Here is a 14,996-nt window from a genome sequence, read left to right as displayed (position 1 = left end):
AGCATATGATATGAATATAGAATTAAGGATTGCAGCCAAGGCTGCTCACAAAAAATCAATAAGACATCGGGATTCACTACGAAATAGCGATAAATGTGGGTGTTTTTATTGCTTGAATATTTTTGGCTACCAAAGCATCGAATTTTGGACAGACAATGATGACACTGCACTTTGTCCAAGTTGTGGTATAGATTCTGTTATAGGTGATGATTCTGGTTACCCTATAACAAAAGAGTTTTTATCTGCTATGCGACACATTTGGTTCGATGAGTAGAATAGATTAAAAGTCTCTAGCGATAAAAATGGATTAAGGAATCGAATGAAAACGGAAAAGTTGTTATTTGCGCTAGACGTTGACGAAGGATGGCCTCCTGTTGGGGCTGAAGGGGTCTGGTGTGAGCGTGTTAATGGTAATTATAGATTAGTTAACACTCCTTTCTTTATACCAAACTTAGCATTTGGTGATATCTTTTCAGCTATACCAGATGAGGTAAATGACCACGTATTTGAATTTGAAGTTTTGAAAGAATCGGGTCATTCGTTGATATGGGTAATGAACAATAAAGGTATCCAAACAGAAGTTTTCATCGAAGTTTTAAAAAGCATTGGCTGTAGTGTGGAAACGTTAAATCAGTTTTCCTTGATGAGTATTGATGTTCCACCTGAAGTTGATATTGATGCTCTAGACCCTTTATTAGACACATATGAAGAAGAAGGGCTAGAATATGCATTTCCAGTATGGCGACATCCTGATTAATAAGAATGACAGCTCGTTTTAGCTAACTCATTGAACTAAACTTAGCTGCCAGAATATCCGTGGAAATCACGCTTATTCAAATAAGGTTAAATATCGTTTATACCAAACGAATAGGATAACCGAGTAATTCATATCCATCGACAGAATAATACCCACCGTGATTGTCGTTGTATTCTATTCTCGTAACTTTCCATGTGTCATTAAGGTACACCTCTACCACATCACCACTTGTAAACTGTGTGCCTTCACATTCAAACCTGCCTAATTCATTTATAAATGTTAGTTCCATAGAATTACCTAAAGATTGTTAATTATTTCTAGCATATCGCAAAAGGCTATTTGCTCGGTTAATTTGCCAGATTCATATTGTTTTTTGATCCGTTTTAACTTTTTAAGATCAATTTTTAATAGTGAACTGAGCATCGCATGTTCGTTTTTTAGACGGTATCGATTGTTATAGTCTTGAGCTAAATGGACATAGGTATTCATGGTGTCAGGCGAGGCGTGCAATGTCAGCTTCCTGACTGCACTTAATGCTAACGGAAGTAAGTTAGTTATCGGTCCTGCTGAGCCATGCTCTTTAATTTTCTTCGCAACATTTAAAGTTATGTAGCGGTGTCTAAATGAGTGATTGTTTACATGACGAAGCCGAGCCGCATATTTACTTCTTTTGATAACCGACAAAGTGTAGTTTTTTAGATAGTTACCAGATAATGGCTTACCATTCTTCATGTTTACGAATAGTTTGTCGTGATCCATATTAGGCCATAAGGCTTCAATTTCATTAATGTAGCTCATTAGGAGCTGGATGGTTCCATTTGATACGGGAATTGTTCTAGATTTACCCTTATATTTTCCTTTCTTGACTGGGATGTTAGAGATTTGCACTTCATCATCAAGATCTGCAAGTGGGTTGTATGCTGCCTTTATTATGCTGCGAGTAATGTCTTTTAATTCACTAATCCTTGATCCTGTTGCATCTAAAAGGTAGCTGATAGCCTCCCAGCGAAGTTTAATGATTAGACTGGGAGAAGGATGTTCTTTAGTATGATTAATAGCGTCTAACCAGTCGATAAATTCATCATCCCTTATATAGTCTACTTCTTCAGTTATTTTGACTAACCCTTCAAAGGACTTGTGATCATAATATGGTTTAGATTTGCCGCCTGCTTTACTGATTCTTTTAGTAACATGAATTTGATACTGTTTGCTATTAGTTGCCGTTTCTGTAATAAGTTTTAAGTCAGTATAGTTTTTTTGAAGGTGTAAAAAGTAATCAATTGCTTTTCGGCAGTGAGTTTTGATTGTGCCGTTGTCAATAATCCTCTTTTTTAAATGTGAAACATAATCATAAAAATTTTCATCTGAAAAGCTTAACAGAGATAGGTTTTCACTTTTTTCTATGAAATTTAGTAAGATTGATATGCTCTGAGCATGAGCAATGATAGTACTCGGAACAGGTTTAACTCCGTAAACTAAGTTACCTCCACTATATTCAAGTAAATATTGATTAGCTTCCCAGTCGAACCTACCATTTGAATTTAGAATATATGGGTAGTTATAAGGTTCATTTGGCAATACTTTTAAAAAACTAAGATCAGGAAATTTTGCAATTCGTAAATCTGTCATTTTACAGCCTTTAACCTTTGATTTCCTGATAAAACTAGTGCTCTAAGAATTTCGTGATATCTCTTATTGTCATAGTTATTGGTAGTGATGAACGACCTTAGCTGATTAAATGCGCGAAATATCTCAACAACTTCTCGATCCAAAATAGCAATTTGGGCTTGTAACTCGTTAACTTCTATTAACAAGTCATTCCTAGTCTTGTAGCTTGATTTTGCTTTTTTTTCAGTGGTAGGTGGTTCTAATTTACTCTTTGCCAAAAATTGATTGAAGTCTATAACAGCATTTTTTAATTTTGTTAGGTGTTCTGAGTTTTTGTCCGTATTGGCAGTATTGTATACGTATTTGATTATCCCAAGCTCTTCTGATTCCCAAGAGTGTACATCCCCTACATTTATTCTTGTTTGTTTTTTATTTAAAGGGATATATTCAGGTAGATGGTCGAGTTCGATGGCTTCTTTTATCAGTCGCGTTTTTTCTTTGATAGAAGCAGTAATATCGTCACTTAACTTTTTAACTTCTGCTGAAGTTTCGCCTGTTTTAAATTTCCCCATTTTATTTTACCTTCGTAAAATAAAAGTATATGTCACTGCCATCAACACGCTCGAAATGAACTTCTTCGTTAGTACGTTTAATTCGATCATTGATAGCTTGATAAACAACACTTTCTAGTTGCAAATTGAGCTTAAGCGACTTCTCTTTTGAAACTTCCACCACTTTCGCTATTTCTTCATCAACGTTAAGGTTCTGATTGATATTTGCGGCTCTTTTCGAAATAGAAATTATTGCTTCGTCTATCCATTCACTAGAAGGATTTTGCTCCGCGTAGTGGAAAGTCATTTCTAAGCTTTCATGACCCAAAAACCAAGAAAGCTCTTCAATGCCTTTTTCGTCAGTTAAATTGAAATATAAAATAGCAAATAGGCGTCTAAACTGGTGTTCATTAACATACCAACGCTTACCATCTATAAGAGGGACCTCAGCCCAATCGCAGAACTGATCTATTAGCGTTTGCATGGTGTCATCGCTTAGGTGGTTTGCTATGAGTTCTTCGTCTGTACAATCAAAGTGACGAGTTATAATTTTCTTTATGGTAAAAAAATTTGTGAAAAGGTAACTTTCACTATCTTCATGATAAATATTGAATCTATTTTCTAGGTATTGTGAGAATTCACTAAACTGAAGTCCTAGTGTATAAATTCTGTCATGAATAGGGCGGTAAATGGTTCGCAATCGGTTGTTTGTATTAGATTTTACTTGCTTGAATACAATATCGCATAGTCCATCAAGTGGTGACTTTTCAAAACAATTTCTATTTAGCAGTAAAATTGATAACTCTCTGGTGGCTGATATACATGCTAGTAATATGTACATTGATGCCACATACAAGTATATCGCTTGAGTTAGGCTCAAGTAATTCTGGCTTTTTGTTTCTTTCTCAAGGCCGAGTATTTCTATTTTTAATGGTAACAGTTCTTTTGGTATTGCTACTTCATGAAATAGCTCCTCTCTTCTATCGCAATCCTTTTTTAAAGTTGATTTTGCTAGGTGTGCAGTTGAATCTTTATAATGCAAATCTAAGGCTTTTAAGTACTCTAGCAGTGCATTTGAGTATGAAGTTTGAAATTTGAGAGAGGTAGAAATCAAATGAAGAGCTACTTCCAATGGTATAACTGAGGTTTTAATTTCATTTTGAAATGATTTGAAAATACAAACTAACCCTTCTTCACCACCAATTAACTCGTAAGGCGAAAAAGATATTGGGCTGATAAGCCCATTAGAGCTAGTGAATAAATGATTTATATCAGCAACAATATTCTGAACCGTCTTTTTGTTTGGAAGATGCATTTCATTTATTTCTCGTTTTGTGTTTGCATCACCAAACTTTTTGCTTTCAGTATTCTTCGATCTATACAAATCTGAATTTTTCGAATTTGTAATACGATGTTTAATTATTGAAAAAGTTTTAGATTTTATAGAAAACTTGGCTTTTATTTTTTCCCAATCAACTTTTTTAGGAGTATTTTTAAGATCTGCTAATTCGTCAACTACAGCAAAAAATACTTCGGCATCAATATCATAAGATTTTACATATTCGAGTACATCTTCTTCTGTAATTTGGCTGAGAGAAAGAATAGGAGAAAGACCAGATTCATTTCTACTTTCGTTCACTGCAACTATTAGATAGATAAAATTTCTACATATGCCTTGCAGCCTATACGGTTTTTCAGTTGCATTGCTTTCAACAATGTTTATTAGGCATAGCTTAATATCTATCAATAAGATGCTAAACAAATCGTCCGTCAGCAGTCCATTTGGGCATATTGCTTTATTAAATATGATTTTTGTTAAATGTGCTTTGGGAGTAGATGAGTCTACTGCTATTGAAAAACTAGTCTTTGCTACTTCCCAATAGTCGTTATTAACATCGTTTGCGATCCAAGTTTTACTCTCTAGAAATGGAATATTGGCAGTCGTTAACGATAGTTGTTTGGCTAAATCACTCACTTTTTCAACACCTCCTGATCCAAAATTTCTTCGGCTTCTTGAATCATTTTCTTTTGCATAATGCTGCCAGCAGAAGCTTTTTTGACCGCATGTAAACAAACTTTATATAATTCGCTGTCTTTACATGAGGAGGTTTTTAGTAGTTTCAGAGCGAAAGCGAAATTCTTCGGGGAACAGATAAAGAATGTTTCTGTATCTGCTGTGGATTCATTCTTAGTCGGCTTTAATGTTTCAAATAGAATGCCGCCAAAATCTTCATTTTTATAAACTGCTTTCAGGTAGCTATCATATTGCTCTTGGTTTAAGCCGAGAAGAGCTAACTTTTCACTTTCATTTGCGGTAGCTAGAACTAAGTAAAGGTGTTGAAAAACGGAGAGTTTTCTACGATAAACAACTTCTTGTAGAAAAGCAGGAATATAGGTGCTTAATGTTGTTTTAACTTTATTTCCTAAATAACTAGCAGTTTTTACGACATCACCATCACTTCCTATGTATATTTCTATTGCTCGTGACATACGCACTCGCATTAGTGTTGGCTCAAGTTTAGCAAGTTCTGAGGGAAGGTACTTATTACAAAATATTCTAAATTCCCGATCAAATGCATTGTCTTTTCTAATTACCTTTTGCGTTTTTCGAATCCATAGCAAATTTGTTTTCAGTTCTTTACGTCTATTCTCTGTTAATAAAATTGCAAACTGAATACAAAATGCAGCGTTAATGTCTTCATCTTTCAACTCTGCAAAAGCAGGCACTGTAGAAGGGGTTGCGGATCTCTTTTGTAGTCTTCGTTGTCGCCATTTAATTACATTTATTCGGACATAACCATCGTCTTCAACTTTAATGAATTCTTTCTTTGTCCTAGTGTCTGCGTCAATCGTGACTTTTAAGTTGTATAGCGGGGTTGGGTTAATTCCCATTTCATTAACAATAACTATATGCATTGAGACAATTAGATCATTTTCTAATCCATTTGAACTACTGTTGTCATCACTAAGCTCATATATTCGGAAATATGACAATATAATTGATCTTGCTTTAGCTAACAGATAGTCGAGTTTAGTTTTTAGATCATCGTAAAATTGCTCGATGAGGGACTGAGCTGATGTCATAGCACCATCAGGCTTCAGTTTATCTATGTTTATTGACGAAATTGTAGGGTTAGTACTTCGCGTTAAACTGGAATTTGATGGTCTTTTAATATTTTTAGGAAACACAGTGTGCTTATCTATTAGCCCCAAGCCTTTAAGGTGTGAGAAAAGTTCAAGAACTCGGCTTATTTCATGGTACTTAGTAGTTTCGGCATAATTATCGTTGTCGTAGTTATCTATAAATCGTTCAATTCCTTGTTTTATTGCTAACGGTGACCAATTGGGGTCTATTTTTGAAATGTCTTCAAAGCAATTGACAAAAACTCGTAGGTAGTTTTTTTCAACGTTTTTTGAAGAAATAAATAGTTGTGTTGCTTTAGTTACTTCTTCATTGCACGACAGTTTTTCTAAGCAAGACTTTAAAGCTTCAGTTACATCTAACGGATTTTGCGGACACAGTTGAAATATATTAAATGTGCGTGATTCTTCATTATGAATGAAATATTCTAAAGTTACGGCACTTTGGTAAACCTTTTTAACGAGGGTATAGAAAATTGTGCTTGGGTTTTGATTATTGATTTCTTCCAAATTAACAAAGCTCGCTATTGAGTCTTGAAATGAACTCAGATTGAGGTCTTTGCAAGCCTTCTTATGGTGAGTAAATACTTTAATTGCCATAGATAAATGCTTTAGCTTATACGCTCTGACAGTTATTCCTTTGGTCAATGCTTCATAAAACGCAATAGCATTGCCTTCGGGAGCTATCACTGCACTTAACTCAGCTAGCTTTTCGTGCAGAAATATATCATCTATATAACCTTCCAATTTAAATACCTCTTAACTTGTTTTCCTAATCACTATTGCTCATTAATTTAAAAAATCAAGGTGTAACCTATTGAAAAGTAAGGTATATATTTTTATGTTTATTATTTATTTATGACTGTATGGTGTGTATAAAGGACTGAAAAATTTAATATTTAAGACGGAATTTTAGGTTTTAAAAATGCCTGAAAAAATTTCAATTAATTTGAAAAAAATTCAAATTTGTTCTGAATTAGATCTCAATTTGATAAGATCAATAAATCTTAAAGTTGCCTTATCTAGTTGAAAAAAGTTTCAATCCAAATAAAGTTATGGACTTCTATAATTATCAAGAGTTAACAAATGGTTACGGTCCAAATATGTTTGCCGAATACTATTTGAAAAAAGATCAAACATTACACTCTGACGTTATTCCGCAAATTACCCAAGTTGTCCTTGAACGTCGCCCTGACGATGCCAAAGACATTGAATTTCCAGCGACTTGCCCAATTTGTGACTCACATGTGGAGCGCATAGAAGGTGAAGCGGTTGCCCGTTGTACGGGGGGCTTAGTGTGCCAAGCGCAGCGTAAGCAAGCAATTAAACATTTTGCGTCACGTAAAGCCCTTGATGTTGATGGTTTAGGCGACAAAATTGTTGATCAACTCGTTGACCGTGAACTGATCAAAACGCCTGCTGATTTATTTATCCTTAAACAAGGCCATTTTGAATCACTAGAGCGAATGGGTCCTAAGTCTGCTAAGAACTTAGTTAATGCGCTGCAAGATGCAAAGCAAACAACCTTAGCTAAATTCCTATACTCGTTAGGTATTCGCGAAGTGGGTGAAGCAACAGCGCAAAACTTAGCAAACCACTTTTTAACGCTAGAAAAAATTACTCAAGCAAGCGTTGATGCGTTAACTGAAGTAAGTGACGTGGGTGAAATCGTTGCCAAGCATGTACGTGGCTTCTTTAGCGAAGAGCACAATATGGCGGTTGTAAATGCATTGGTTGAGCAAGGTATTCACTGGCCAGAATTAACCGCGCCGAGTGCCGATGCGCAGCCATTAGCGGGCTTAACCTACGTTCTGACTGGCACATTGAGCGAGCTTAACCGTAATGATGCAAAAGCACGTTTACAGGCGTTAGGTGCAAAAGTATCGGGTAGTGTATCGGCGAAAACGGATGCACTGATTGCAGGTGAAAAGGCAGGCTCAAAATTAACCAAAGCACAAGACTTAGGTATTGATGTGTTAACTGAGGCTGACCTTATTGCGCTTTTAAGTGAGCACAATGGATAGTCTATTGCAGGCATTGTCGTCAGTTGCTTTAACAATCGGCAGCTGGCTGCAACCACACCTTTACAATATTTCATTACTGCTGGTGGTGTGTTTTATATCCTTGTACGCAAACGACATTATTAAAGTGACCAAGCGCTTTGTCGCGCGTCGTCACTTTATTATTCGCGTGCTTTGCTTTGTGCTGGTCACTGGGTTTGGTATGGGCTTACTTGTGGTGTTTGTGACCCCATTTTTAAGTAAGCTGCTAATGCTACTCGGTGTTAAATGGCTGGCACTGACACTTACCACTGCGTTTTTGGTCCTTGGCATCATTGCCGATAAGAAGAACCAAATATGAACCGTTACGGGCCAGAATACTGGGATAAACACGGTGCTTATCGAACCCCTGTGGCGTTTCATTTAACGTTATTAGTGCTGTTACGCAGTTACTTTATTTGGCTGATGGCGGCGCTCAGCCGTCGCCCTGATTTAGATATCATGTCGCTGTTTTTTAAATCGAAAAGCGATTTCTTTACAGCCATTGCCATTGCGGCTATTGCCTTATTACCGGCGGTGATCTTTTGTTTACGCCGACCTCAAGAAAACGCCGAAAGTGCAAAACGTCTGTCGTCTATTTGGCGATTTATGCGCTGGCCATTAATAATGTGTGCCATCACGGATTTAAGTTGGTTAACCTATCAGGCTGCACACAGTCATTATCAATTTTCGTTGTTCTTAGCCTGCCAAATGGTACTGGTATTATGGGTACTGTTATATCTATTAAAAAGCAGATATTTGTCGGTCTTTTTTAATGATTGGCCTGATCCAATTGAAAAGAAATAGGACAACACTATGTTGGCAATTAATAAGCTTTTAGCAAAAATTTCACTCACTATCGCGCTGTTATTAAGTGCTTTATGGGTATTTACGCCACTTTGGCACAGTGCTGCATTCTCGTTGTTTGTGATGTTATGGGGCTTTATTACGCTATCAAGCCTCTATCGAGTCACGCCGTTATTTGTCGCGCGTAATCCCATTGCCGATTTACTAAAGCGCGATGTGAATCAGCTAGCACTGATAAGTCTGGCAGGTTTATTCGATTTTAAACGCAAAGCTGAGTTTGTTTTAATTGGCCAAATTAAGCAGATTGAAATCGGCGAAGGGATCATTCATGTAACGGATGTCAATGAACAGCAGATAACTGCCTTATTAAGTGTTAATAGCAGCCAAATTAATAGCCATTTAGCACAGTTACTTTCTGAGCGTGAACGTGCACAAATAGATATCCGGCTGCAAACACAGTAATCACTAAACGCATGCTGCTTGCCCTTGGTAGGGCTTGTGATGTACTGTGCAACAGTTGTATTCAACCCTGAGGGAGCACTATGTTAACTTGGCAAGATATTTTAGAGTTTGCCCATAACGGTAACCCAACACCTCCACGTCGAGTCGAAAAATCGCCATCTGAATGGCAAGCTGAGCTCGAACAAGATACATTCTATGTTACCCGCTTAAAAGGCACTGAACGTCCGCACAGCTCTGATTCATGTACGATATTTGAACCTGGTCAATATGTGTGTGTATGTTGTGACAACTTACTTTTTGATGGCGATGAAAAGTTCGATAGTGGCACTGGTTGGCCGTCATTTACTCAGCCTAGCAGTGTTGAAAGCATTGCCTATATCGCGGACTCTAGCCATGGCATGCAGCGTATTGAAGCCGTCTGCAATGTTTGCGATGCGCATTTAGGGCATGTATTCCCAGACGGCCCACCGCCAAGTGGTTTACGCTACTGCATGAATGCCATAGCGATGAAAAAACGCGACTAATGCGTGGCTAATCTAAATACTGAGCAATAATGAAAATAAGGTGCTCACGGTGGATTGGCTTACTAATTATATAGTCTGTCAAAATACTGGATTGCGCCTTATCATCTTTTAATACCGACGCTGTAACCGCAATGATTGGAATATGCTTGAAGCGATCATCACTGCGAATTAACTGACTAGCCTCTAACCCGCCCATCACCGGCATTTTTAAATCCATAATGATTAAATCAGGCTGGTGCTGCTCAATTTTTTTAAGGGCATCTTCACCATTGATAGCGGTGTCGATGGTAAAGCTCCAGCGTGATAAGAAGGACTCTAAATAGTCTCGGTTGTAAGGAATATCATCAACAATCAAAATGCGAGCAGGATTAAAATGGTAGCTTGAAATAGCAGGGTAGTTACGATGTTTCACTTCGTTTTTAGACTCGGCTAATTCAACGTTCGGTAACGACACGATAAATTCACTGCCTTTATCTTTATCGCTTATCACCGATAACTCACCACCCATCAACTTGATAAAACGCAATGAAATCGCAAGACCTAATCCCGTTCCACCAAACTCTGAACTACGTTGACCTTGTACTTGTTCAAAGTCATTAAAAATAAGGTCTTGTTGATCTTTGGGAATACCTTTACCTGTGTCTGTGACATGAATATTAATATCAATATTGCTGTTGTCATCGTGGGCTTTAAAATCGAAATACACCTTAACACTGCCTTGTGCAGTGAACTTAATGGCGTTACTGATTAAGTTGGTCAGTACTTGGCGCACTTTATTGCTATCAAGCAACACAGGGGTTGTTAACTCTGGGTGAGCGGTTATTTGTAAGTCGAGATCCTTTTGCGCACTGAGTTGTAAAAACATCATATTAAGCTCATGGCACATTTTAGGGATTTCTACACGCTCAATATCAAGTTGCATTTTACCAGCATCGATTTTTGATAAATCGAGAATGTCATTCAATACATTAAGGAGTGAATTACCAGAGATTGATATTGCTTCTAAGTAACGACGCTTATTTTTATCTGTTTCGCTATCTTGTAGTAATTGGCTAAAGCCTAACACTGCATTGAGTGGGGTTCTTAATTCGTGAGACATATTCGCTAAAAAGCGACTTTTAGCCTGATTTGATTGTTCAGCTTGCTCTTTAGCATCAAGGTACTCTTGAGTGCGCTTTGCAACGGTGTCTTCAAGTAAACTATGTTGTTCATGCATGCTGTTGAGCTGTTGTCTAACCGCAGCACGCATCATTTTAAAGCCACTGGCGAGGGTACCTATTTCATCTTGGCTTTTTATATTAATAGGGCAGTTTAAATCACCGGTAGTCACGGCATGAGAAAACTCCACGAGCTGATCAATGGGTTGTAAAATAATACGGCGAATAATGATATAAGCGATGATAAGTGCAGTTAATAGGTAAATGGCAAACAGCGAAACCGCATTACTAATAATTGATTTGGTTTTTAACGCTAAGTCTTTATCTGAAAAGCTTACGATAACGTAACCGATATTTTCACCCTGAAAATTGCTAATTGGCACAGCAACAGCATATTGCTGCTCCATGGCTACAATAGCATTTTGTTTCGGATTGAGCTGCTTTAACAGTACTTGGTTAGTTTCTAGGGTATCTACTTTACTGTTATCAGGATGGGCGGCTATAAAATTATTTTGGTCGATAAAGTAAATTGTTTGTAAATCATCGAAGGTATTATTTTTTAAAATGTTCTTTAAAGTGATCCCCTGAATTTTAAGCACCCAACTTCCTACGGTATTGTCTTTTGTGAGGCTGTTTATTTCTGACAGCATGGGCGAGACAATCGCATCGGCCTTTTCACTCATGTTCAAAAGCGTTTGCTCTTTAAGTTCCATCACATGCAATGAGGTGCTTGCCCCTAAAATAAGGGTAATGGTAAAGCCGATGATCATTAAAATTTTGTGGGCAATACTAATTCTCATTGCTGAATATTGCTCCGTATTTTTAGTGCTTGCATATTGGCGTTGATTTTTGCGTCGGTGCTTTTAATTGATTGTTTTATATCTGCACCATAGAAAATTTGGCTAAAAGTTTGCGAGATAATTTCGCCGATAACCGGAAACTCAACCATACCGGCCTGCAGGCGATCCGGTGTTGCATGCTCAAATACCCATAACATGGTTTGATTAAAGCCAGGTTTGTTTACGAGAGTAAATAGTTTGTCATGCCACACTTTTTGTCTTGGCGGTGAGCCACCTGTACTCAGAAGTGCAGCAGTTTGTTCACTAGTCGCCCACTGAATAAATAACCATGCCGCAAGTTTTTTATTTGATTTACTGTTGATCGCAAACGCCCATGCCCAAGGAGATGTTTCTCGGGCGATTGGGCCTGCCGGCAAGGGGGCTGCTTCCCACTTATTCCAAATATCAGACTCTTCTGCGGTATCGATTTCATTATAAAAATGCGAGGCCAAAAAGGCTGAGGCAAGTTGACCTTCTTTAAACAAGCGTCGAATTTCATAAAAGTGTAGTAAACGGCTGTTATCTGGATTGCCGAACCCTGTTACAAGGTCGCGATACACTTGCAGGCTTTGTGCTGTTTGAGGGCTATCAAAAACAGACTGCCCCTGCGCGTCGATAACTTCAGCGCCATAAGCACGCATAACAGGTAATACTGTCCAAGTGTTTAATCCTGCACCGGGCAGCGTACGTGAGGCAAATGCGTGCATCCCGTTCAAAGAAGGAGTGCGGTCAATAGCCTTTTGAAGCTTAATCTTAACTGCTTGTAGTTGCTCGTAAGTATCGGGAACATCTAAATTAAAGCGTTCGAAAAGATCTTTACGATAAAAATAAATCGGCGCAGAAAAATCAAATGGTAACGAGTATAGCGTGTTATCAATTTTACAAAGCGCTAGGCTACGTTCACTGATGTCTTCTAATTGATACCAAGCTTTATCTGTCAGTTTTGGGTTATCAATGTAGGGCTGTAAAGGCTCAATCCAGCCTTGGCTTTGAGCTTCACCTAAAAAGGTGATCCCCATCGGCAGTACATCGTAAAGACCTGTGGCTTCGCTCAAATCTTGATGACGACGAACACGCATTTGTGATTGTTCTAAGGCATGAAAGCCAACCGAAATCCCAGTTAGTTGCTCAAATAAAGGAATGTAGGGCTTTAGCGCCATAAAAGCGGGCTGTTCATCGGCCAAAATATTGATATGGCTACCGGCCTCACTCTGCCAATTGATACTGGCTTGTTGCCAATGTTGTAAAGTTGCCGAGGCAAAGCTGCATTGGCAAAAGACGACAAGCGCAACGTATAAGAAGGGCTTTTTAAATTTAAACAATTGAGATGCCATACGAAATTACTCAGCAAGCTTAATTTTTAATTTTGCCGCCAGAGCTTTAATTTTTTCAAAGCGGATTGCTTGTTCATCTTCTAATGTTTGAGTATCTAACAAAGCAAAACACTTTTTCGCGAGTGCTAAATTAAAAGATTGGCCTTGGTTATTTGTATCGAATAAACATTGCAGTAGGTTTAAAGCGATACTGGCATTTTTAGGCATGATCCTAAATGCTTGGGTAAATGCCTCAAGCGCCGTATTAAGTTGGCCCTTATTAAACTGTGTAACTGCGTGGTTATTGAGCTCTTTCGGACCGAGCTTAATATCACGTCGCTCAGTTTGTTGTTGTTGAATATAACGTAAATACACCGGATCGCTTACCGATGGGTGGCGTTCACAGTGAGTAATAATTTGGTTAAACAGCATCTGCGCTTTGTGGTGAAAACCAAGCTCATGAAACGCTTTCGCTTTATCGAGCGCACCATCTACTGAACGAATTTGAGTGTCACTTTCATCAAGTTGGTTGATAAGTGCTTTAGCTTTTTGATGTTCATCTTTTAAATAATGTAAACGCGCATTGAGAACATCAATTTGTGTTTGATTATTACTATTCGGAAACTGCTTTTTTAAATCGCTTAAGTACTGATTTGTTTGTCTTGAAATGCGATTCACTTGATCGGTTTGATCCGTCGTTAAAGCAAAATCAATCCCTGCGCGCGCCGCATTTAAATATATATCAGGGTTATCGTGAATTGAGTGTTTTGCGTAACTGGCAATGTCTTTTTGCGTTAAATAATTCTTTTCATAATCGTGATTAAGCAGTGATACATGACTTAAGGTTTTCTGGCGGTCAATGTTACGCGGGGCAATTTCAACAGCTTTACTAAAAAAATCCTGTGCCTCATCAAATTTATTGAGTTTTATTTCTAATCGACCCAGTAAATCAAGAGCAACTAGTCGAGTTTCACTGCGCTGCAACATCGTCTTAAGCATGCGGTGTGCTAGGGTATGTTCATTATTAGCAATCAGTGCTTCGACTAAACCAACTTTTGCCCAAGTAAATTTTTGAATATCAAGCACCGATTTAAAAAATGCTTTGGCATCTTCGAAGCGTTTGAGGCGAAGTAGGGCATCGCCTTTTAATCTTAATAGAATGGCACTGTAGCTATTGCCTTTGTTTTGCAACAAGGTATCTATTTGTTTAATTGCTTTGGAGTCATTCCCATCATCAATAAGTTGATAAATTTGATGAAGGTTACTTTTGCGTAATAACACTTTTTCAATACGATTTTTTAATTCGTTAATTGTAAAAGGTTTAACTAAGAAATCATCTGGTTGTAGCTCGAGTACACTGTGAACCAAAGAACCACTTGTTTCAGCCGAAATAAAAATAAAGCCAGTAGAGTTTTTGATAAGACGCTTCATTTTCAGCTCTTCATAAAGCTGATAGCCATCTTGATGTTTACTAAGATTAAATGAACAAACGATGAGATCAAATTGCTCAATTTGACATTGTTCTTTTGCTGCAATTGCATGCTCTGCAAAGCGTAACTGGCGAAACCCCAATCCCTCTAAGGACTGTTTCATATAGCTTTGAGCGAGTGGCTGCTCTTCAACTATTAAAATTTTGGCTTTCGAAAAAATCTTTGCAGGCATTGGACTTGCGACTAAGTGACGTTAACAATGACTATAATAAACAGTCTAGCTGCTGACAAGGCAAATTACAGCTTTTGCAACGATTTAAAGTTTAGCTTTGGGCTATATCAATAAAGGGGGAAGTGAGTAATAGATT

The 14,996-nt window shown here is 37.8% G+C and carries 14 protein-coding genes and 1 pseudogene; 7 read left to right on the top strand and 8 right to left on the bottom strand.

Features of this window, described 5'->3' with window-relative positions; all coding sequences use genetic code 11:
* Window positions 1–10 precede the first annotated feature (10 nt).
* Both C2M33_RS21380 and C2M33_RS18625 read left to right on the top strand, forming a co-directional pair.
* The gene (locus C2M33_RS21380; RefSeq protein ID WP_105175148.1) at window positions 11–274 is read left to right on the top strand and encodes a cytoplasmic protein; all 264 of its coding nucleotides are present in this window, start codon (window positions 11–13) and stop codon (window positions 272–274) included.
* 45 nt (window positions 275–319) lie between these two features.
* Entirely contained in the window at window positions 320–757 is a 438-nt protein-coding gene (locus tag C2M33_RS18625; RefSeq protein ID WP_105175147.1) for a DUF4265 domain-containing protein, read from the top strand.
* Window positions 758–854: 97 nt separating this feature from the next.
* Here C2M33_RS18625 and C2M33_RS18620 read toward each other — a convergent pair whose 3' ends face one another.
* The 5 genes from C2M33_RS18620 to C2M33_RS18600 are packed head-to-tail and all read right to left on the bottom strand — an operon-like array spanning window position 855 to window position 6,804.
* Window positions 855–1,046 (bottom strand): DUF5348 domain-containing protein, encoded by a 192-nt coding sequence (locus tag C2M33_RS18620; RefSeq protein WP_105175146.1) that lies wholly within the window; start codon window positions 1,044–1,046, stop codon window positions 855–857.
* An 8-nt stretch (window positions 1,047–1,054) separates the two neighbouring features.
* Window positions 1,055–2,386 carry a tyrosine-type recombinase/integrase gene (locus C2M33_RS18615; protein ID WP_105175145.1) on the bottom strand — a complete coding sequence of 444 codons (1,332 nt, stop codon included), beginning with the start codon at window positions 2,384–2,386 and terminating at the stop codon, window positions 1,055–1,057.
* On the bottom strand, window positions 2,383–2,937 hold the full coding sequence (locus C2M33_RS18610; protein ID WP_105175144.1) for a hypothetical protein: 555 nt from the start codon (window positions 2,935–2,937) through the stop codon (window positions 2,383–2,385). Before C2M33_RS18610 ends, C2M33_RS18615 begins: the two co-directional genes overlap by 4 nt.
* A 1-nt stretch (window position 2,938) precedes the next feature.
* A complete protein-coding gene (locus C2M33_RS18605; RefSeq protein ID WP_105175143.1) occupies window positions 2,939–4,891 on the bottom strand; it encodes a hypothetical protein in 1,953 nt (650 codons plus the stop codon).
* Window positions 4,888–6,804 (bottom strand): hypothetical protein, encoded by a 1,917-nt coding sequence (locus tag C2M33_RS18600; protein WP_105175142.1) that lies wholly within the window; start codon window positions 6,802–6,804, stop codon window positions 4,888–4,890. The genes C2M33_RS18605 and C2M33_RS18600 overlap by 4 nt, the downstream gene beginning before the upstream one ends.
* Window positions 6,805–7,205: 401 nt before the next feature.
* Here C2M33_RS18600 and C2M33_RS18595 point away from each other — a divergent pair.
* From C2M33_RS18595 to msrB, 5 genes and pseudogenes are all read left to right on the top strand, one after another.
* Window positions 7,206–8,081, top strand: a pseudogene (locus tag C2M33_RS18595) (helix-hairpin-helix domain-containing protein); the annotation flags it as partial.
* Complete coding sequence (locus tag C2M33_RS18590; RefSeq protein ID WP_105175140.1) at window positions 8,074–8,418, top strand: DUF3392 family protein; 345 nt, start codon at window positions 8,074–8,076, stop codon at window positions 8,416–8,418. The pseudogene C2M33_RS18595 and the gene C2M33_RS18590, both read left to right, overlap by 8 nt.
* Window positions 8,415–8,903 carry a DUF2919 domain-containing protein gene (locus tag C2M33_RS18585; RefSeq protein WP_105175139.1) on the top strand — a complete coding sequence of 163 codons (489 nt, stop codon included), beginning with the start codon at window positions 8,415–8,417 and terminating at the stop codon, window positions 8,901–8,903. The genes C2M33_RS18590 and C2M33_RS18585 overlap by 4 nt, the downstream gene beginning before the upstream one ends.
* A gap of 9 nt (window positions 8,904–8,912) precedes the next feature.
* Entirely contained in the window at window positions 8,913–9,365 is a 453-nt protein-coding gene (locus C2M33_RS18580) for a hypothetical protein (RefSeq protein ID WP_105175138.1), read from the top strand.
* Window positions 9,366–9,445: 80 nt separating this feature from the next.
* Window positions 9,446–9,889 carry a peptide-methionine (R)-S-oxide reductase MsrB gene (gene msrB / locus C2M33_RS18575; RefSeq protein ID WP_063707007.1) on the top strand — a complete coding sequence of 148 codons (444 nt, stop codon included), beginning with the start codon at window positions 9,446–9,448 and terminating at the stop codon, window positions 9,887–9,889.
* 7 nt (window positions 9,890–9,896) lie between these two features.
* On the opposite strand, the gene C2M33_RS18570 is transcribed toward msrB, so the two are convergent.
* From C2M33_RS18570 to C2M33_RS18560, 3 genes are read right to left on the bottom strand one after another with little or no spacing between them, the layout of a single operon-like run.
* Window positions 9,897–11,846 (bottom strand): ATP-binding protein, encoded by a 1,950-nt coding sequence (locus C2M33_RS18570; protein ID WP_105175137.1) that lies wholly within the window; start codon window positions 11,844–11,846, stop codon window positions 9,897–9,899.
* Entirely contained in the window at window positions 11,843–13,219 is a 1,377-nt protein-coding gene (locus C2M33_RS18565) for an extracellular solute-binding protein (RefSeq protein ID WP_105175136.1), read from the bottom strand. Before C2M33_RS18565 ends, C2M33_RS18570 begins: the two co-directional genes overlap by 4 nt.
* A gap of 6 nt (window positions 13,220–13,225) precedes the next feature.
* On the bottom strand, window positions 13,226–14,860 hold the full coding sequence (locus C2M33_RS18560) for a response regulator (protein ID WP_063707013.1): 1,635 nt from the start codon (window positions 14,858–14,860) through the stop codon (window positions 13,226–13,228).
* Between the last annotated feature and the right edge of the window lie 136 nt (window positions 14,861–14,996).

This window comes from Pseudoalteromonas sp. T1lg122, from assembly GCF_002964825.1.
In the GTDB taxonomy this organism is placed as follows: domain Bacteria; phylum Pseudomonadota; class Gammaproteobacteria; order Enterobacterales; family Alteromonadaceae; genus Pseudoalteromonas; species Pseudoalteromonas gelatinilytica.
This window is presented reverse-complemented; position numbering and strand designations above follow the sequence as displayed.